The organism is Kaistella gelatinilytica, assembly GCF_015679325.1.
GTDB classification, from domain to species: domain Bacteria; phylum Bacteroidota; class Bacteroidia; order Flavobacteriales; family Weeksellaceae; genus Kaistella; species Kaistella gelatinilytica.
The window spans coordinates 71,225-90,087 of the sequence record NZ_JADPVI010000004.1 but is presented as its reverse complement, the minus strand read 5'-3'; the positions used below and the strand labels follow the sequence as shown (position 1 = coordinate 90,087).

Sequence of the window (18,863 nt, the reverse complement as noted above, 5' to 3'; positions counted from 1 at the left end):
GATTAGAATTTAAAGTGTGAAAATGCTTTGTTTGCTTCAGCCATTCTATGAGTGTCTGTTTTCTTTTTGTACGCAGCACCTTCTTCTTTTGCAGCAGCGATAACTTCAGAAGCTAATTTCATAGCCATTGATTTATCGTTTCTTGCAGTAGAATATTTAATTAACCATTTCATCGCCATAGAAATTTTTCTATCAGCTCTAATTGGCATAGGAATTTGGAAGTTTGCACCACCGATTCTGCGTGAACGTACTTCTACGTGTGGCATTACGTTAGTTAAAGCATCTTTCCAGATCTCCAAAGAATCTTTTTCGTTTTCTCCTTTTTTTGCTTCTACGATATCCATTGCATCATAGAATATTTTGAATGCGATTGATTTTTTACCATCAAACATCAAATTGTTTACAAATCTTGTTACCAGTTGATCATTAAATTTTGGATCAGGTAACAACGGTCTTTTTTTCGCTTTCGTCTTTCTCATTGTTTCGTTTCTTAAAAATTAATGATTACTTTTTCTTACCTTTTGCTGGTGCTGCAGCTGCCTGACCTGGTTTTGGTCTTTTGGCTCCGTACTTAGATCTTCTTTGAGTTCTTCCAGCTACACCTGCGGTGTCCAAAGCTCCACGAACAATGTGATAACGTACTCCCGGTAGGTCTTTCACCCTTCCTCCGCGTACCAATACTATCGAGTGCTCTTGAAGATTATGTCCTTCGCCGGGAATGTAGGCGTTGATCTCTTTACCGTTTGAAAGTCTTACCCTTGCAACTTTTCTAAGTGCAGAGTTAGGTTTCTTAGGAGTAGTTGTATATACTCTAGTACATACACCTCGTCTTTGTGGACATGAATCAAGGGCAGCCGATTTACTCTTCTTGGTAAGTGCGACTCTTCCTTTTCTAACTAATTGTTGAATAGTAGGCATTAAATTGCTTTTTATTTTAGGGTGCAAAAATAGGAATAATTTTTAAATCTACAATCATAAATATTTAATTAATAAAAAATTGCAGCATTCACCGACAGAAATTTATTTCAAAATTAGGTCAGAAGTATATAAAACCTGACTCTTATCTTTAATGGTATCGTACTTTAACCATTTGATCTGAGGATTGATCGTTCCGGCGATGGCGCGTTTAATATCTCCCTTCTGATTATTGGTATGTTTATACTGGAAAGTTTTATTAATGATCGGAAGGTGATAAGTTGTCAATGAAATATTTGCGCCCTCTTCATTATTAAATATAAATTTTTTATGCTGAAATTTTGCCATTTGAGGCTCGATCTGTTTCCGGTTCTTCAAATAATTTTCGGGCATTTTTAAAATGTAAAAAGTGAGGAAGACCAGAAAAAAACATCCAATTCTAAAAAGGAGTTTATCCGACTTTAAATTTTTGAAATAAATGATGAGAAAAGAGAAAAATAAAATAAAGTTCGCCGCAGCCAACATTCTTACATTCATCTCCTCGATCTGCTGAAAATATCCGGAAGCAAAAACAGCAATTGTATAAACTCCGGAGATGACCCAGAGCAACCGATGAAAATTTAAATCGATGACCGTTTTTTTTCTCTTGACTAAATTGATAAAATACCGCAGAAGCATAAAATCAAAAAGCATCAATAACACTTGAAAAGTCAGACTCACAAAACTATTAGAAGAAGGTTTAATTCCGATAAAAGGATCTACAACATTTGTTACGCCAAGAATATCGCGTAAAATATACACGGGATAATATTGAGCCGGTGCGCCACGAAGATTTTCTCCCGTAAAACTTCCATATATATAATGATTAAAAAGCAGATAAGCGAAAATCCCAGATCCGCTCCATAAAAGCACTTTAAAAAAATCTTTAATTAAAGCAGTAGATCGGTTTTTCAAAAACATCACCACCCAAAAAATTCCAAATCCAAGATAGATATAGATCCCGGAATATCGCACAGAGAATAAAAGAATAAATAATAAGGAGGCAAATATTATAAAAAACTTAGGTTTAATCCGGTCCTGAAATCGTTCATGAAAAAGATAGATCAAAAAATAGAGCATAAAAACAAATAAACCTTCGGAAACGGCATAGTTGAAAGCAAAAAAAAGCGTTTTACCTGCGAAGAGTAAAACGGTTTCTTTAAAATAAAATTTTCGGAAATAGGAAAATAGCAAGATCGCGATGATCATCGAAGTATTCAGCATTTTCGAAGCCCAGAAATAATCACCGAAAATCTTGTGAAAAAATTCGATCACTACGGGAAAGCCCAATGGAAAGAGGTTGGTCTCCAGTCTCGGCAGATCTGATGCGATCCCAAAATAAGAAAGGCTGTCTGCACCTATTCCGCCGGTCGCGTTAAAAAATGACTGGAAAAAATAAATTAAAACAATTGCAATCGATAAGAAAACATAATTCTTCATAAACACCTATAAATATTGACCTTTGTTTCGCAAATATGCGAATTTTAAAAATTTTATTTCAGATACCAACTTTTGATATATATTTGTAACTCAAAAAAACACAATTCAGTGAAGAAAATTCTATTCTTTTTATTAATTTCTCAACTCTTTTTCTCGCAAAAATACAGCATCTCATTTGCAGAAAGAGCGGCGCTTGTTAACCTCTACGCCTCAACTTCCGGGGAACAGTGGAGTCAACCCTGGGACCTGGAGAAAGATCCCAAATATTGGTATGGCATCAAAATTAAAAACGGCAACGTTACCGAAATAAATCTTCGCGGGAACGCTTTAAAAGGAAACTTTCCGGCTTTTGTGTCTCCATTGTCAAAACTACAGAAATTAGATCTGAGCTCCAATCAATTAGAGGGTGAAATTACACCTTCCCTTTCATCGTTTACGACTTTGGTTCGCCTGGACATCAGCAATAACCGATTAACCGGTGATCCGAGCACGACGATTTTACCCCTATTCAATTTGAAAGAAATTTCTGTCGGCAATAACCAGTTTATCTTCAGCGATATCAATAATTTTCTCCAAAATTTTTCAGCACTCGAAGTTTTAGATCTCTCGCATATCGGCTTAAATGCAGTACCTCAGAAGATTTCAACTTTAACAAAATTAGAGTCGCTTAACTTAAGCAATAATACAATTTCGCAAAATTTCAGCAACCTGTCAACGCTGATCAAATTGACTGAACTCAATTTATCCGGCAATCAACTGACCAAAATACCGACCGATCTTTCGAGTTTGACCGCATTAAATTCTCTGGATTTAAGTCATAATTTATTTACAACCAATTATTCCTCGACTTTATCAAATTTGAAAAATCTGGAGTGGCTTTCTTTGGCTTCGAATCAAATTACAACTTTCCCAACCGAACTTTCTCAACTGACGAAATTGGTTCATCTCAATTTTTCCGATAATCAAATATCTGGCGGTTTCGGTAGTCTTTCGGTTTTAAAATCGCTGGAACAACTCTATCTGGACAAAAATTTAATCGCAGGAAGTTTTCCGAGCCAATTGCTTCAACTCGATCAATTGCAGATGATCTCTCTGACCGGAAATCAACTGTCGGGCGAAATCCCGGATGAAATTCCAGCACTTACTTTCCTTGATAATAACAGATTTACAAAACAAGAAATCAAAAATTTTATCCTTAAAAACAAAGTTTTAGCAGATTTCACTTATTCGCCCCAAAGATATGATGAAATAAAAACGGTGAGCGCTACATTGGGAAGCACTGTTTCTTTGCCCCAATCACTTTCCGGCGATGAATATCAGTTCACCTGGTTCAAAGACCTTAGTTTAAAAACACCTGCAACAACAGAAAGTTATAATATCAACACCGTTAAAGATGAAGATTATTCAACCTATACGTGCGAAGCTTATACTTTTGAAACGCTTCCAAAAGCTTTGATGGAAATTTCTTTTTACCGCGAACCGGTGACTTTGGTGAAAGATCTGGCAACTTCAGAAGTGCAAATCGGTTTGGTCGTTTATCCAAATCCGGCTTCAGATTTCATCCATATCAAAACCTCAAAACTTGATATTGAAAAAGTGTTTATTTTCGATCTTGCGGGAAAATTGATAATGACCGAATATAAAAAAGACATCAACATCAGTCATTTGCCTTCTGCAAATTATATTATTTCTATTAAAACTTATGATGGCATAAAATCATTTAAGTTTATTAAAAAGTAATTTGTTCTGTCAATCTTTAAAAACACTTTCTATAGTTTTCATCAATTAGAAATTTTTGGGAAACCACTCTATCTTGCGTAGATTCGTAGAAATAAAATTTATGAACAATTCCAGAATCATTGGTTTAAACGAAACCGACTGTCTACAAATTTCAGAAAAACTCAATATACTTCTAGCCAACTACTCCGTTTTTTACCAAAATACAAGAGGCGCACACTGGAATATAAAAGGGGACCAGTTTTTTACGCTTCATCTTAAATTCGAAGAACTTTACAACAATTTAGTTTTAAAAATTGATGAAATTGCCGAACGAATTTTAACACTCGGTTCTACGCCAAATCACAATTATTCTGATTACCTCACGCTTTCAAACATCAAAGAAAGTAAAGAAGTTTCAGATGCGAAAAAAGATATCGAAAATATTTTAGCCTCCTTCAAAATCGTCATCGATTTACAAAGAGAATTGCTCGATGTAACCGAAAAAGCCGGCGACGAAGGAACAAATTCCCAAATGAGCGACTATATCACAGAACAGGAAAAAGAAGTCTGGATGTACAATTCTTATCTCGGAAAATAATTTAATCAAAATATTACTTTAAAAAATCGTCTTTCTAAGGCGATTTTTGTTTTGAATTTCTACATTTGTTTAAATATATTTTTCAACATGACTGAAGTTCGTTTAAAATCAATTCTCGACAACGATTTTTATAAAATAACCATGCAAAATGCCGTGGTCAAATTGTTTCCTAACGAAAAAGTAAAATACCAGTTTATCAATCGGGGAAAACATCATTTTCCTGCAGGTTTTGCCAACGAGCTCCGAAAATCTGTCAACGCAATGGCAGAATTAAAACTCACCAAAGAGGAGAAGGAATTTCTTCGCATCACCTGTCCTTACTTAGATTTGCCTTATTTAGATTTTCTTGGCGGTTATCATTACGATCCTTCTGAAGTGAAAATTGTGCAAACCGAAAATGACCTCGAAGTTACGGTTGAAGGCGAATGGTACCGCACCATTTTGTGGGAAGTTCCGCTTCTGGCTTTAATTTCTGAACTCTATTACGAAACCAATTCTCTGGAAAGAGAAACCAACGAGATCGTCATTCAAAAAACCTTAGAGAAAGCAAATCAACTCAATGAATTAGGCGTCACTTTCGCAGAATTCGGGACCAGAAGACGACATTCAAATCAAGTGCAGTCTTTGGTCGTTGAAGCTTTGACTCAAAACAATAAAACAGGAAGATTTATCGGTTCTTCCAACGTGCATTTTGCGATGAAATACGGCGTAAAACCCGTTGGAACGCATGCTCACGAATGGTTTATGTTCCACGCTGCAGAATACGGATTCAAAATGGCAAACGCACTTTCCCTCGAACACTGGGTCGATGTCTATCGCGGTGATTTGGGAGTCGCACTTTCCGACACTTATACCACAGAAGTTTTCTTTCAGCAATTCGATAAAAAATTCGCAAAACTCTTTGATGGTGTTCGTCACGACAGCGGTGATCCGATCGAATTCGCCAATAAAACCATTGCGCATTATGTAAAAAATGGCATCAATCCACTCTTCAAATACATCATTTTTTCAGATGGTTTAAATTTAGAAAAAGTCGAAGAAATTACTCGCGCTTGCAAAGGACGAATCGGAATTTCTTTCGGGATCGGCACCAATTTAACCAACGATGTCGGCTTAAAACCAATGAATATCGTCATGAAACTCATAGGCGCGCAATCTATCAACGGCGACTGGATTCCCACCGTAAAACTTTCCGACGAACATGGTAAATATACGGGTGACCCGAAAATGATCGAGCTGGCTAAAGAATTTTTAAGGATTAAAGATTAATTTTTTCAGGAGCTTGATCCCGCTCTCCACTATATCTTTTTCTTTTTGCCATCGCATCTTCCATCCTAAAAAAGAAAAAGGATGCCGTTGCGATCGGGGCTAAAAACCCCAAAAATATACCCTACTTTTATAAAGAAATTAAAATGGCATTTTACAGCAATTTTTCCGAAAATGATTTAAGAGAGGCATACAAGAATCAAGTTGATTATCAGGGAAAACCGAATGAAGAAATTCTTGCGGAAATTAAAAAACGCGGAGGACTTGAATCTTTAGTTTCAAAAATAAGACAAGAACAAAAGCATGTCGATGAGCGCAATAAAATCATTCGTGAAATTCATGGTCATTACATGAAAAAAAAATCAAAAGAAGAGTGTAACATATTGATAAAATCAGACCTCATTAGTGAAAGTGAAAAATTGGTACTTATTAATGAGAAATACACTCATATTCACAATCATTCAGAAAATTTAAAAATTGATTCAAAAACAATTGTAAAAAGCATTGCTGCAATATTTATCTCCTCCATTTTGACCTTTCTGATATTTCTTCTTTTTATCACTGTCATCAATTTCGCATTAATCGCATTTCTAGTTCCGATTTATATCATTAATTACTTAATAATAAAAGTAATTACGGGTAAAACCCGAAACAATATAATTATATTTCTAGCAACATTTTTTGCAACTTTACTGTCGGTCTTTTATCTTTATGTGCTCGTTTTATAAATATATCGAAAATCACTATATTTCTTTTTAAAACACAAACAATGAAAACAATCGAAGAAGTCATCAAAAAACTAGACGAAATAATTGCGTGGAGCATTACCAATAAAAGTCCGATCGGATATTTTGCCTGCACTTACCGAAGCATGACTTTAGCTGTGTTAGACGGCGTGAAAAAGAAAAAATTCGAAGATGGAAACAGAATGATCACTTTGGATCTTGCTTTTGCAGATCGCTATTTCGCAGCATTAGAAAATTATCAAAATAATAAAAAATGCAGCAATACCTGGTTTACGGCTTTCGAAGCTTCAAAAAATCAAGATCTTCTCATCATGCAGCATATTATCCTTGGAATCAATGCGCATATCAATTTAGATCTGGGAGTTTCCGCCGCGGCGATCATGCCTTACCGAAAAGTAAATCTTCTACAAAATGATTTTAATAAAATCAATGAAGTCATCGCTTCCATCAGTCAAAAAGTCCAGGATTCATTGAGCAAAATTTGTTATCCGATCGAACTTGTTGATCAGATTTCGCAAGGTCAGGATAATATTATTTTAGATTTTGCAATTTCAAAAGCCCGACAAACATCCTGGGCAACAGCGATTATTTTATCAAATTCGATTGCATTTATTCGTCCGTCTTTAATTAATATGATCGATAATGCAGCGACTCTGATTGCGCGAAATATTATCATTTCTGCCAAAACGCCACCAGAACTTTTAAAGAAAATGAAATCTTTCGAAAGCTCAGATATGGCAAAAAATATAGGAATTCTTTCTGCTACGAAATTCTAAAAAACTTTCAGTGAACTTTTCCACAAAGAACAAAAACCATTTTAAATCTTCCTATTTTTGAAATATGGAAATCACCACGTTAATTATTGGTATTACTCTCGGCGCTATTCTCGGTGCTGTTTTAATCTATTTTATTTTAAAATCTTCGAATATCTCTAGAAATTCTTACGACGAATTAAATGAAAACTTCATCAAGTCAAATGCTGATCTGAAAAATTCTAATTCGAAAAAGGAAGAACTTTTAGCGCAGAACTCAAATTTAATTTTAGACATAAAGAATTTCCAAAACGAGAAGGAAAATTTGATCACCATAAAATCACAACTTTCTGCAAAGAATGAAAATCTTCAATCTCTCTTAGAAACGCAGAAAGAAGAAATTTCAAAAATTCAGGAACTGGCAAAAATCGAATTCCAAAATTTAGCGAATAAAATTCTGGAAGAGAAAACAGAAAAGTTTACGACGCTCAACCAAACTCAACTCAAAACAATTTTAGAACCTCTTGGCGAAAACCTGGAAATTTTTAAAAAAAGGGTGAACGAAGTTTATGAAAATGAAGCGCGCGAAAGATTTTCTTTGAACAGCACCATCAAATTAATGATGGAACAAACGACGAAAATTAGTCAGGACGCCAACAATTTAGCCACGGCTTTGAAAGGTCAAAGCAAAACTCAGGGTGATTGGGGCGAAATGATTTTGGAACGAATTTTAGAAGACTCTGGATTAACAAAAGACCGAGAATATTATTCTCAATATAACATTAAAAATGAAGCCGGAGAAAATCAACGTCCAGACTTCGTCCTCAAACTTCCCGGGAATCAATTGGTTATTATCGATTCTAAAGTTTCTCTAAATGCTTACGAAAGAATGGTTTCTGCAGAAAATGAGGAGGACAGAAAACAAAATTTAAGTCTTCACATTGCTGCCGTAAAAAAACATATCGACACTCTTTCCCAGAAAAAATATGATGATTTAAAGGAATCCCTGGATTTTACGATCATGTTTATTCCGGTCGAACCAGCTTTTCTCACAGCGGTCCAATTTGATTCTCAACTTTGGAATTATGCCTATCACAAACATATTATTTTACTAAGTCCCACCAATTTAATAGCCTATTTAAAACTCATTTCTGATGTTTGGAAACGCGCAGATCACAATCAAAATGCGTTGGAAATCGCAGAACGGGGCGGGAAACTGTATGATAAATTTGTAAGTTTTGTAGAAAATCTGGAGAAGGTTGGTAAAAACATTGATAACGCAAAGAATTCTTATAACGATGCCTTCAAACAATTAGCGACCGGCAATGATAACCTGGTTACGCAAACTCAAAAGCTCAAACAACTAGGCGCGAAAAACAGAAAAACTTTACCCTCCACTTTAACTGAAAACGCTGATAATCAAATAGATTTCAGTGAATAGAATTTTTCTAAATTTGCACCATGCTAATTGAAAGTACCAATAACGAAAAAGTTAAAAATCTCACAAGATTACTTACAGACAATCGATTCAGGAAAAATTCTGGATTTTTTGCAGTAGAAGGAAAGCAGGAAAATCAACGCGCTCTGAATTTCGCACATCAAGCGGAGGAATTTTTTATTTGTGAAAGTATTTTTGATGACGATTTCCCAAAAGGAAAAGTCACGCTTGTGTCGGAAAAAGTATACGAAAAACTCGCTTATCGCGGAAGTTCGGAAGGAATTATTGGAATCTACAAAACAAAGACTGAAGATTTAAATAAGTTTCAACCCAAAGAAAATGCGTCTTTAATTATTGTTGAAAGCATCGAGAAGCCAGGAAATCTTGGCGCGATCCTTCGAAGTTGTGAAGCTTTCGGAATTGATGCTTTGATCGTAACTGATCCTAAAACAGATTTCTATAATCCGAATGTAATTCGTTCAAGTGTGGGCTGCTTATTTGGAATGAACATCTTTCAATCCAATAATGATGAACTTTTTCAATTTTTACAAAAAAACGGTTTTAAAATATTCACCACTTTGATGGATGAAAGCGCAGAAGATCTTTATAAAAGAGATTTTAACCAAAGAACAGCTTTACTTTTCGGAACCGAACACTCTGGTCTAAGTGATTTTTGGATCGGTAAAGGTGAAAATACCTTGATCCCAATGTCTGGAAGTATTGATTCTTTGAATTTGAGCAACGCGGTTGCGATAAGTTGCTATGAAATGTTAAGACAGCAGCTCGCCAAATACGATTAAGAAATAACGGTAAGAAATAATCAAAAAAAAACCGCTTCTCGAAAGAAACGGTTAATCTTTTTTATAAAAGTAGTTGCTAATTATTTCTTAACAGCGTCTTTTACAGCATCTTTAGCATCTTTAGTTGCTCCTTTAGTTGCTTCAGCAGCTCCTTTAGCAGCTTCTGCAGCACCTTTAGCAGCATCTTTGTTCATTTCAGCACCAGCAGCAGTAGTTGAAGAAGCAGCACCTTTAGCAGCATCAACAGTTACAGCAGCAGCAGAATCAATAACAGTAGCAGCAGAATCAGCTACAACAGCAGCAGAATCAGTTACAGCAACAGCAGCAGAATCAGCAGCGTTAGCAGTTTCTACAGTTTCAGTTTTTTTACAAGCTACAAGAGCTAATGCAGCGAAAGCAGCTACGAATAATGACTTTTTCATAATAATTGAATTTAAATTGTTTGTTATTTTAAAGATCGTGTTGTTCTAATTACTCATTTCGAACAGGACAAAGGTATACTCAGAATTAAATTTGTTTTAGAAAATTAATTGTAATATATTTGTAAAACAGTTTTACAAGAAAACAATATTGATTATCAACGATTTATACAATTTATAGGCATTGAGCGATTTAGATTTATTACACTTTGAACAGCTAAAAAACGAGGTCCAAACTCAATATCTAGCAAATCACACTCCTTCCTTCGATGATATTTCGAAATGGAAAGGTATTGATATCATTTATTTCCAGGAAGACCTGCGAAAAATCGCGAAAGGAAACATCAGCGAAAAATCTTTTTACACCTACTTTAAAAATTCACCCGTAACTAAACTGCCACGGATTGATATGCTCAATATCCTCTGTCTTTATACGGGTTACGTCTCATGGTACGACTTTAAAAAGAACCATCTTTTTGCAGATGAGATCTTAAAAGAACATGAAGAATTGGAAGAAGCAGAGATCAAAAAACTTGAGAGCGAAGTCGCAAATTCGGAAGATTTACCTGCTGACGACAGAAAATTTGAAAAAAGTGAAAAAGGAACAGTAAATACCTCAATAGATACTGGTGAAAATATTGATTTACAAAATAATAACACTGAAAATCAAAACCTTAAAGCAATTTCAGTAAAAGAAAATTCTGATAAAACTACAAATCCAAAATCAACAATTTCTCTTGTAAAAAAATATCTTTGGCTAAGTATTTCAGCAATTTTAGCAATATTAGTTGGATTATTAGGTTTTAAAGATGAACTCTTCAGCAAAAAATTCTACTACAGTTTTATTGATGCGGACCGAAATTCAAAGATCAACGCTGAATTGCAGGTTCAAATAATGAAAGACAATGAATCTCCTATCTTATACGTAGCAAAACCCAACGAGCCATTTGTTTATACAACCAAATCGAAAACGCTGAAAATGGTTGTATCTTCTCCTTATTACAGAACAGATACCATTCAAAGAAATTTGGAAAATGCACCAGAAGCTGAAAATATTGAGTTGAAACCAAATGATTACGCAATTATGCTCTTCTACTACTCAAAATCGATCAAAGATTTGAAAAAGAAAAGAGTTACATTGAATTACCTGATCAGCGATAATGCTCTTATATACCAGGTTTTCGACAATCAATTTTATGGAGTTGAAACGATGGACAAACAACGCTACATTAATTTGGTAACTTTACCTTCAACTTCTTTGGAAAAACTGGAAGTAATTGACACCCAAACGGATAAAGCTGGAAAAATAGTAATGATTAAATTTAAAATCGGAACAGATGAAGAAAAAAAATAATTTGATCGCAATGGTTTTTGCACTTTCTTTTCTAGTATTTTCCTGCAAGAAAGAAAACAGTGAAATATCTGATCTTCAAAAAGTTAGAAATAATAATAATGAAAAATCCTATCCTGTCACGAAAATGGACAGTGCGCAGGCAATTTCATTTATTACGAAACAAAAGATCCAGGAACTCTTCGATCTTTCTACGCTTTACACTTCCGGAAACCGCGACACCGAAATAGATTCTGTAATTTATGCCCAAATGAAAAGCTACTTTGCAGAAAGTGATTCCAATGAGTTAAAACCGATTTTAAATCAACTCGACAGTTTTAAAGTTAAAACTGCCAAAGTGGGAAACATCAGCGTAAAAAAAGAAATTAAAGGAAACGACACGCTGGATTTTGCAAAATTTGATGTCGAATATTTTGACAATAAAGAACGCTTAATCGGCAAATTTGAAAAGAATGCCCAATATATTTTAAAGCTTTCTCCTGTAAAATTTAAGAAAGAATTTAAGTTCTATTTCGTTGATTTCGATGTTAAACCTAAGAAAGACAGCACTTCAACTGGCGTAACTAAATAATCCAGCGGAAAATCTTTTTCCCAAACATCGTCAATATCTTCATTTGGTGCAAACAACCCTACGCCAACTTTGATCGAATTTGGATTGATACTTCCGAAAAAATTATCATAAAATCCTTTTCCATATCCTATTCTATTTCCGTGTTGATCGCAGTATAGTAAAGGCGTAATCACAAAATCGAAATCTTTTTCGCCAGAATCGATATTACTTTCAGGTTCTGTAATCCCGTAAAAGCTTTTGATGAATGCTGTTTCCTGATTAATTTCTACCGAAATAAGTTTTCCTTTAAAAATTTTTGGGACGAAAACCCGAATTTTATTTTTAAAGAAATAATCGATAAAAAATCGAGTATCAATTTCTTTTTTTTCCAGCATCGATAAGAAACAGTGCACCTTTTGATTCTCTTCCAGCGTGAATTTATCCAAAAAATGATGGAATATTTTTTCAGATAAAGACAAAACCTCATCTTGCGATAAGGTTTCTCGTTGTTCAATATATTTTTTTCTAAGTTCAGATTTTAACATCCTTAAAATTACAAAATTTTAAATTTGATCATGCTAAAACTTTAAATAATTTGTCAGATAATCGAATTCTAAAGGGAATCTCAAAGGTTACCTGATCTCCTTGTGTTGAAGTTTGGCAGGCTTTTCCATTTGCAAAAAGTTGAGTAATCGTCAATTCTTGTTCACCAGTTGTTGGACCAACGATCAAAACCTTATCACCTATCGAAAGCTCATTATTTTCAATTAAAAACTGGGCGATCTTTGATTTGGTATAATAATGTTCGGCTCTTCCCACCATTACTTTTTTGACAGCTATTTTTTGACGGATATTTTTTGCTTCAACTTGTGCTAAAGGTTTATCGGGTAAACTGCCGGAGTTTTTAAATTTCAAAGCTTCAGATTTTCCTTTACGAAAAACTTTATTCCCAACTTCTTTTCCCTTTCTTAATTTCACTTGTTCAGCAAGGGGCAAATGAATGATATCCAGACATTCGGTTGAACAGCAATTTTCCATCGCCGCTTTGCAGTCATCACACTGAATAAATAACAAATGACAACCTTCGTTCGCACAGTTCGTGTGATTGTCACAAGGTTTTCCACATTGATGGCATTGCGAAACGATATCATCTGTAATTCTTTCTCCCAATCGATGATCAAAAACAAAATTCTTCCCAATGAATTTACTTTCAATCGCTTCTTCCTTGATCTGACGCGTATATTCGATAATTCCGCCTTCTAACTGATACACGTTTTTAAAACCTTGATGCTTAAAATAAGCACTTGCTTTTTCACACCGAATTCCTCCTGTGCAATACATGAGCAGGTTTTTATCTTCTTTAAAATCTTGTAATTGCTCGTTGATAATGGGCAAACTTTCCCGAAAAGTTTCAACATCCGGCGTAATCGCACCTTCAAAATGACCAACTTCGCTTTCGTAATGATTTCTAAAATCGACTACGATCGTATTTGGATCTTCCAGTAAATTATTAAATTCCTGCGCTTTTAAGTGGATTCCTTTATTGGTTACATCAAAAGTATCATCATTCAAACCATCTGCAACGATTTTATGACGAACCTTTATGGTCAACTTTAGGAAGGAATGATCGTCTTGATCAATCGCTACATTCAAGCGAATTCCTTTCATGAAATCATAAACTTCCAGCGTATCGCGGAAAGCATCAATTTGATCAGCAGGAATACTCATTTGAGCATTAATACCTTCGTGTGCAACATAAATACGACCAAGAGCATCGAGTGCATTCCAGGCTATAAATAATTCGTCGCGAAATTTTTTAGGATCTGAGATTTTGGCGTACGCATAGAAAGACAAAGTAAGACGTTGCTTACCGGCTTCATCAATAAGTTGAGCTCTTTCTTCTGCGCTTAAGGTGTTATACAGTTGCATGCTATAAACGGTTTAAGTGAGAATTTTAAAGGTGCAAAGGTAAGAAATTTACTTTTGACATTAGAAACTTTCTGAATATTTTGGGCAGCTTTTTCCGCCTTCCGTTCCCTCCCGATTTTACATCGGGATGCACTCAAGTCGGGCTGCAAGTCTCGCTTCTTACTAATTAATTGTTTTGGTAAATATACTTCAACATATTTCGGTCAACTTCTGTAAAAGAAACTTTTCTTCTCGCCATAGCCAATTCGGCAACTTCATATGCTTTCTCTAATTTGAATTTTTCATCACCTTTCATTCCGCCCCAGGAAAAACTTTCAATTAAATTAGGTGGAAAACCGCTTTTGAAAATATTCGCCGCAACACCAACAACAGTTCCCGTATTCAATTGCGTATTGATCGCCGTTTTTGAATGATCTCCCATAATTAAACCCGCAAATTGTAAACCGGTATCTACAAATCTCTTTGTTCGGTAATTCCAGACTTTTACAGAAGCATAATTATTTTTAAGGTTAGAAGAATTGGTATCTGCGCCGATGTTGCACCATTCCCCGATCACAGAATTTCCTACAAAACCGTCATGACCTTTATTCGTATATCCGAAAATCACAATATTATTCACTTCACCACCCACTTTACAATATGGACCGATCGTTGTGGAACCGTAAATTTTTGCCCCCATGTTAAACTTCGATTCTTCGCAAAGCGCAATTGGACCACGAAGATTGCAGCCTTCCATCACTTCGGCATTTTTACCGATGTAAATTTTTCCGCTTTTCGTATTGATGGTGGAAAATTCTACACTCGCTCCTTCTTCAATAAATAAATTTTGAGCTTCACCCAAGAATCCATTCGTTTCCGACAATTCGGCGGAATTTCTTCCTTTCGTTATTAATTCGAAATCAAAATCAATGGCTTTATCATTAAAAGAAAACAGATCTGTTGGTTGTTTAAAGAACAAAAGTTTCTCATGAACATCTGTCATTTTTTCGATCTGCTTGAGAGAAAAATCTTTCATATTGATCTTTGCCGCAAGCAATTCATTGTCGTAAACCAACGCCTCACCGAGTTTCAAATCTTTGATTTGCAGCAAAATGCTTTCACTTGGCAAAAAATTCGGTACGATCAAAAGACTTTCTTTGTCTTCTGGCTTTTTAAATTTTTCCTGCAGATAATCTTCGGTCAGGTAAGAAACCTCTGAAATATTGAGTAATTTTTGCCATCTTTCAGAGAAAGTTAAAATTCCGCAACGCATTTCTGCAACGGGTCTTGTAAAAGTAAGCGGTAAAAAATCATCCCAAAACTGGGCGTCGGAAAAAACGAGCTGCATAGTCAAAATTTTAAATTCAAATTTTAGATTTTAGTTTTTCTAAGATCTAACCTCTATTATCAAGCGAATTTACAATAAAAAAAGTCTTTCAGAAAACCTGAAAGACTTTAAATATTCGTAAAAACCCGACTGATTATTGTGCGAATTTTTTGTATTTGTTCATGAATTTGTCAACTCGACCTGCTGTATCAACTAATTTCACTTTTCCTGTGTAGAAAGGGTGAGAAGTTGAAGAGATCTCCATTTTGATCAAAGGATACGTAGATCCTTCAAATTCGATTGTATCTTTTGTATCTGCAGTAGATTTGCAAAGAAAAGTCTCGTCGTTACTCATATCTTTGAAAACAACAAGTCTATAGTTTTCCGGGTGAATTCCGTTTTTCATAATAAAAATTTTAATAAATTAGAGTCTTGCTTCAGAAAGTAGTAATGGATATTCCTCTGCTAAATTTTAGACCGCAAAAGTACAAATATTTTTTCAATCTCCAAATACCTACAAGGATAATTTTTAAATTTTTATGTTCGACAATTTTAATTAAATTTGAAACTTCTACCTATTTTATATATCGATGAATAAATTTAAACTTTTACTTGGAGCCTCATTTTGGATTCTTCTAATGGCAGTAAGCTGTAACAGAGATGATATCAGTTTCGATAGTCCAACTCAACTCCTTCGTTTTTCTGCAGATACTGTTTTTTGCGATACTGTTTATAACCAGGTTCGTTCTGAAACGTATGCAGTGAAAATTTATAATAACGAAGATAAAGACGTTATGATTCCAAAAATTTCACTCGGAAGCGGAAATGCTTCGCTATACAGAATCAACGTCGATGGAAAAGCAGGGACCAATTTTACCAATATTCCTCTGAGAAAAAAAGACAGTCTTTATATTTTTGTAGAAATTGCGCCGATTGCAAACGCTCCGCAAGCGATTGCTGAAGACCAGATCAACGTTGAAACTCCAGCTGGAAAACAACATGTAACCTTATTTTCTGTGGTTCAGGATGCCGAATTCTATATCGAAAGTAAAACCAATCCGAATATTTTAACAACCGACACCAACTGGACGAACGAAAAAGCAAAAATTATTTTTGGGAATCTGAAATTAGATGCGAACAAAAAACTAGACATTCAGAAAGGAACGAAAGTGTATTTCTTTAAAAATGCTGCTTTGAAAATTGGTAAAAATGCAGAATTGAATGTTAAAGGAGAATTAAATAATGAGGTTGTGTTTCGTGGCGACAGAAGTGAAACAAAATACGATACCATTCCTAAAAACTGGCAAGGAATCTCTTTCGATGTTGGTTCAAGATTAAATATGAATTATGCCAGAGTTTTCGGCGGGACCAGAGGTTTAGAAATGAAAGAGACGACTGCGAACATTACCAACTCTATTATTCACACCCACCAGGAATATGGAATTTTTGCCGTGAAATCGACTATTACCGCTTCAAATTTAGTCATGAATAATTGTGGAGAAGCTGATTTAGGAATTTTTAAAGGGGGAATTTATAATATCACTCATTCAACACTGGCAAATTACTGGGATTTCAATAATTCTCTTCCTTCACTGGGAATTTATGCAACCAATGAATATGATAATGGAACTTCGATTGAGCAAGGCTCATTAATGCTTACTATTAAGAATTCTATTATTTATGGAAGTAAGGATAACTCCATCGTATTTAAACAAACATCTGGACAACCTTTTACAACTACATTTCAAAACTGTTTACTAAAATACGGAAGCACTTCAACTTATACGGTAGATGCAGCAACGATTAAAAATCAAGATCCGAAATTTGAAAATTATTTTACTCAAAAATTAAATTTGAGAGTAAAAGCTGATTCACCGGCGAAAGGAAAAGGCGCTATTTTATCAGGATTCCCAACCGATATTGCAGGAGTTACCAGAACAAATCCACCAACAATCGGAGCTTACCAATAAAATCTCCAGCTTCAATCTTGACTTTCGGAAACAACTAATTCGTGAATATGGAAATTACTAAACTTCAAAATGAAGTCGATGAGTGGATCAAAACAGTTGGTGTTCGCTATTTTAATGAACTGACCAATATGGCGATGTTGACCGAAGAAGTTGGGGAAGTTGCGCGAATTATCGCTAGAAGATACGGTGAACAAAGCGAAAAAGAATCTGATAAAACCAAAGATCTCGGCGAAGAATTAGCCGACGTTTTATTTGTCACGCTATGTTTAGCGAACCAAACCGGTACAAACCTTCAGGAAGCATTTGATAAAAAAATGAAGCTGAAAACAGATCGGGATAAAGACCGCCACCAAAATAATGAAAAACTGAAATAAATTTAAATTATTAAATGTTATTAGAAAAATCTAAATTATTAGGAAATAAAACCCTAGAAATCAGCGGTTCGAAAAGCATTTCGAATCGTTTGTTGATTTTGAATAAGTTGTTTGAAAATATAATTATTGAGAATCTGTCCAATTCTGAAGATACTCAACTTTTACAACATGCACTTGACAGTGATTCAGAAATTGTCGACATTCATCACGCTGGAACTGCGATGCGGTTTCTAACTTCATATTACGCAATTCAGGAAGGGAAAACGGTTATACTGACTGGTTCTGACCGCATGAAACAACGCCCGATCCAATTTTTAGTTGATGCTTTGCGGGATTTAGGCGCTGAAATTACGTACCTTGAAAATGAAGGATTTCCGCCGTTGAAAATCACGGGTAAAAAATTTGAAAAAAGTTCCGTGACGATTCCTGCGCATATTTCAAGTCAGTTTATTTCTTCATTAATGTTAATAGGTGCAAAATTAGAAAATGGTTTAGAAATAAATCTGGTAGGAAAAGTGACTTCAAAACCTTATCTCGAAATGACTCTGAAAATTTTGAGAACCATAGGAATTTCTTATCAATGGGAAGAAAACACCATTCAGATTTTTCCTGATATGCAGAATCCGATGAGAAACTCCCAAATTACTCCCTTCGTGGTGGAAAGTGACTGGAGTTCTGCTTCCTATTTTTACTCGGTTGCGGCGATCGCTCGAGACACCATTAATTTGAAATATTTTAAACCTTACTCTTTGCAGGGCGATTCTGTTTTACGGGAAATTTACTGGAAATATTTCGGAGTTAATACCATCTCAGAAGGTGCCGAATCGAAGATCTCCCTTTTCCCGGAAAATTATTTTAATTATCCCGAAAAAATTATTTTAGACATGAATGATTGTCCGGATATTGCGCAAACCATCTGTGTTACGGCGACTGCCATGAATATTCCGTTTGAAATTACAGGCTTATCAACATTAAAAGTAAAAGAAACCGACCGACTTTTAGCTTTAAAAAACGAACTGTTTAAAATAGGATGCATTGCAGAAATCACCGATGATTCTATTACTTCACAGAAATTTTTTGAGGCAAACGAAAGCATTTCCATCGCAACTTACAACGATCACAGAATGGCGATGAGTTTCGCACCATTTTGCCTGATTAAAAGTTTAAACATTGAAAACGAAGATGTTGTTAAAAAATCATATCCTGATTTCTGGGAAGATTTTGACAAGATCTTAGAAAAATTAGATTAAA

The 18,863-nt window shown here is 34.9% G+C and carries 20 protein-coding genes; 12 read left to right on the top strand and 8 right to left on the bottom strand.

Features of this window, described 5'->3' with window-relative positions; translation table 11 throughout:
• Positions 1-2 precede the first annotated feature (2 nt).
• From rpsG to IV494_RS13085, 3 genes are all read right to left on the bottom strand, one after another.
• Positions 3-479: a 30S ribosomal protein S7 gene (gene rpsG / locus IV494_RS13095; RefSeq protein ID WP_039349189.1), complete on the bottom strand. Its 477-nt coding sequence runs from the start codon at positions 477-479 to the stop codon at positions 3-5.
• Positions 480-504: 25 nt separating this feature from the next.
• Positions 505-918 (bottom strand): 30S ribosomal protein S12, encoded by a 414-nt coding sequence (gene rpsL / locus IV494_RS13090; RefSeq protein ID WP_039349192.1) that lies wholly within the window; start codon positions 916-918, stop codon positions 505-507.
• 102 nt (positions 919-1,020) lie between these two features.
• Positions 1,021-2,394 carry a hypothetical protein gene (locus IV494_RS13085; protein ID WP_196080582.1) on the bottom strand — a complete coding sequence of 458 codons (1,374 nt, stop codon included), beginning with the start codon at positions 2,392-2,394 and terminating at the stop codon, positions 1,021-1,023.
• 108 nt (positions 2,395-2,502) lie between these two features.
• On the opposite strand from IV494_RS13085, the gene IV494_RS14915 reads away from it, so the two are divergent.
• From IV494_RS14915 to IV494_RS13050, 7 genes are all read left to right on the top strand, one after another.
• A complete protein-coding gene (locus IV494_RS14915) occupies positions 2,503-4,134 on the top strand; it encodes a leucine-rich repeat domain-containing protein (RefSeq protein WP_196080581.1) in 1,632 nt (543 codons plus the stop codon).
• Between the two features lie 100 nt (positions 4,135-4,234).
• Positions 4,235-4,711, top strand: coding sequence for a Dps family protein (locus tag IV494_RS13075; protein WP_196080580.1), 477 nt, complete (start codon positions 4,235-4,237; stop codon positions 4,709-4,711).
• An 87-nt stretch (positions 4,712-4,798) separates the two neighbouring features.
• Positions 4,799-5,980: a nicotinate phosphoribosyltransferase gene (gene pncB, locus IV494_RS13070; RefSeq protein ID WP_196080579.1), complete on the top strand. Its 1,182-nt coding sequence runs from the start codon at positions 4,799-4,801 to the stop codon at positions 5,978-5,980.
• Between the two features lie 143 nt (positions 5,981-6,123).
• Positions 6,124-6,705 (top strand): hypothetical protein, encoded by a 582-nt coding sequence (locus IV494_RS13065; protein WP_196080578.1) that lies wholly within the window; start codon positions 6,124-6,126, stop codon positions 6,703-6,705.
• Between the two features lie 41 nt (positions 6,706-6,746).
• A complete protein-coding gene (locus IV494_RS13060; protein ID WP_196080577.1) occupies positions 6,747-7,499 on the top strand; it encodes a DUF5995 family protein in 753 nt (250 codons plus the stop codon).
• 64 nt (positions 7,500-7,563) lie between these two features.
• Positions 7,564-8,916, top strand: coding sequence for a DNA recombination protein RmuC (locus IV494_RS13055; protein WP_196080576.1), 1,353 nt, complete (start codon positions 7,564-7,566; stop codon positions 8,914-8,916).
• A 20-nt stretch (positions 8,917-8,936) separates the two neighbouring features.
• Positions 8,937-9,713 (top strand): TrmH family RNA methyltransferase, encoded by a 777-nt coding sequence (locus tag IV494_RS13050; protein ID WP_196080575.1) that lies wholly within the window; start codon positions 8,937-8,939, stop codon positions 9,711-9,713.
• An 80-nt stretch (positions 9,714-9,793) separates the two neighbouring features.
• On the opposite strand, the gene IV494_RS13045 is transcribed toward IV494_RS13050, so the two are convergent.
• The gene (locus tag IV494_RS13045; RefSeq protein ID WP_039349217.1) at positions 9,794-10,135 is read right to left on the bottom strand and encodes a hypothetical protein; all 342 of its coding nucleotides are present in this window, start codon (positions 10,133-10,135) and stop codon (positions 9,794-9,796) included.
• A gap of 181 nt (positions 10,136-10,316) precedes the next feature.
• On the opposite strand from IV494_RS13045, the gene IV494_RS13040 reads away from it, so the two are divergent.
• Together IV494_RS13040 and IV494_RS13035 are read left to right on the top strand one after the other, a co-directional pair.
• On the top strand, positions 10,317-11,486 hold the full coding sequence (locus tag IV494_RS13040; protein WP_196080574.1) for a hypothetical protein: 1,170 nt from the start codon (positions 10,317-10,319) through the stop codon (positions 11,484-11,486).
• Positions 11,470-12,054: a hypothetical protein gene (locus tag IV494_RS13035; protein WP_196080573.1), complete on the top strand. Its 585-nt coding sequence runs from the start codon at positions 11,470-11,472 to the stop codon at positions 12,052-12,054. Before IV494_RS13040 ends, IV494_RS13035 begins: the two co-directional genes overlap by 17 nt.
• On the opposite strand, the gene IV494_RS13030 is transcribed toward IV494_RS13035, so the two are convergent.
• The 4 genes from IV494_RS13030 to IV494_RS13015 all read right to left on the bottom strand — a co-directional run bounded on the left by IV494_RS13030 (position 11,991) and on the right by IV494_RS13015 (position 15,674).
• Complete coding sequence (locus IV494_RS13030) at positions 11,991-12,578, bottom strand: 5-formyltetrahydrofolate cyclo-ligase (protein WP_196080572.1); 588 nt, start codon at positions 12,576-12,578, stop codon at positions 11,991-11,993. The two genes, IV494_RS13035 and IV494_RS13030, sit on opposite strands and share 64 nt — an antisense overlap.
• A gap of 28 nt (positions 12,579-12,606) precedes the next feature.
• A complete protein-coding gene (trhO, locus tag IV494_RS13025) occupies positions 12,607-13,962 on the bottom strand; it encodes an oxygen-dependent tRNA uridine(34) hydroxylase TrhO (protein ID WP_196080571.1) in 1,356 nt (451 codons plus the stop codon).
• Between the two features lie 166 nt (positions 13,963-14,128).
• Positions 14,129-15,289, bottom strand: coding sequence for a GlmU family protein (locus IV494_RS13020; protein WP_196080570.1), 1,161 nt, complete (start codon positions 15,287-15,289; stop codon positions 14,129-14,131).
• 133 nt (positions 15,290-15,422) lie between these two features.
• Positions 15,423-15,674 carry a type B 50S ribosomal protein L31 gene (locus tag IV494_RS13015; protein ID WP_196080569.1) on the bottom strand — a complete coding sequence of 84 codons (252 nt, stop codon included), beginning with the start codon at positions 15,672-15,674 and terminating at the stop codon, positions 15,423-15,425.
• 232 nt (positions 15,675-15,906) lie between these two features.
• Between IV494_RS13015 and IV494_RS13010 the strand changes: the two genes are divergently transcribed.
• Genes IV494_RS13010 through IV494_RS13000 form a run of 3 tightly spaced genes read left to right on the top strand, consistent with a single transcriptional unit; the run spans position 15,907 to position 18,862 of the window.
• Positions 15,907-17,238, top strand: a complete 1,332-nt coding sequence (locus IV494_RS13010; protein WP_230380162.1) for a hypothetical protein — start codon at positions 15,907-15,909, stop codon at positions 17,236-17,238.
• 47 nt (positions 17,239-17,285) lie between these two features.
• A complete protein-coding gene (locus IV494_RS13005; protein WP_196080567.1) occupies positions 17,286-17,612 on the top strand; it encodes a nucleotide pyrophosphohydrolase in 327 nt (108 codons plus the stop codon).
• Between the two features lie 14 nt (positions 17,613-17,626).
• Positions 17,627-18,862 carry a 3-phosphoshikimate 1-carboxyvinyltransferase gene (locus tag IV494_RS13000; RefSeq protein ID WP_196080566.1) on the top strand — a complete coding sequence of 412 codons (1,236 nt, stop codon included), beginning with the start codon at positions 17,627-17,629 and terminating at the stop codon, positions 18,860-18,862.
• Position 18,863: the final 1 nt, after the last annotated feature.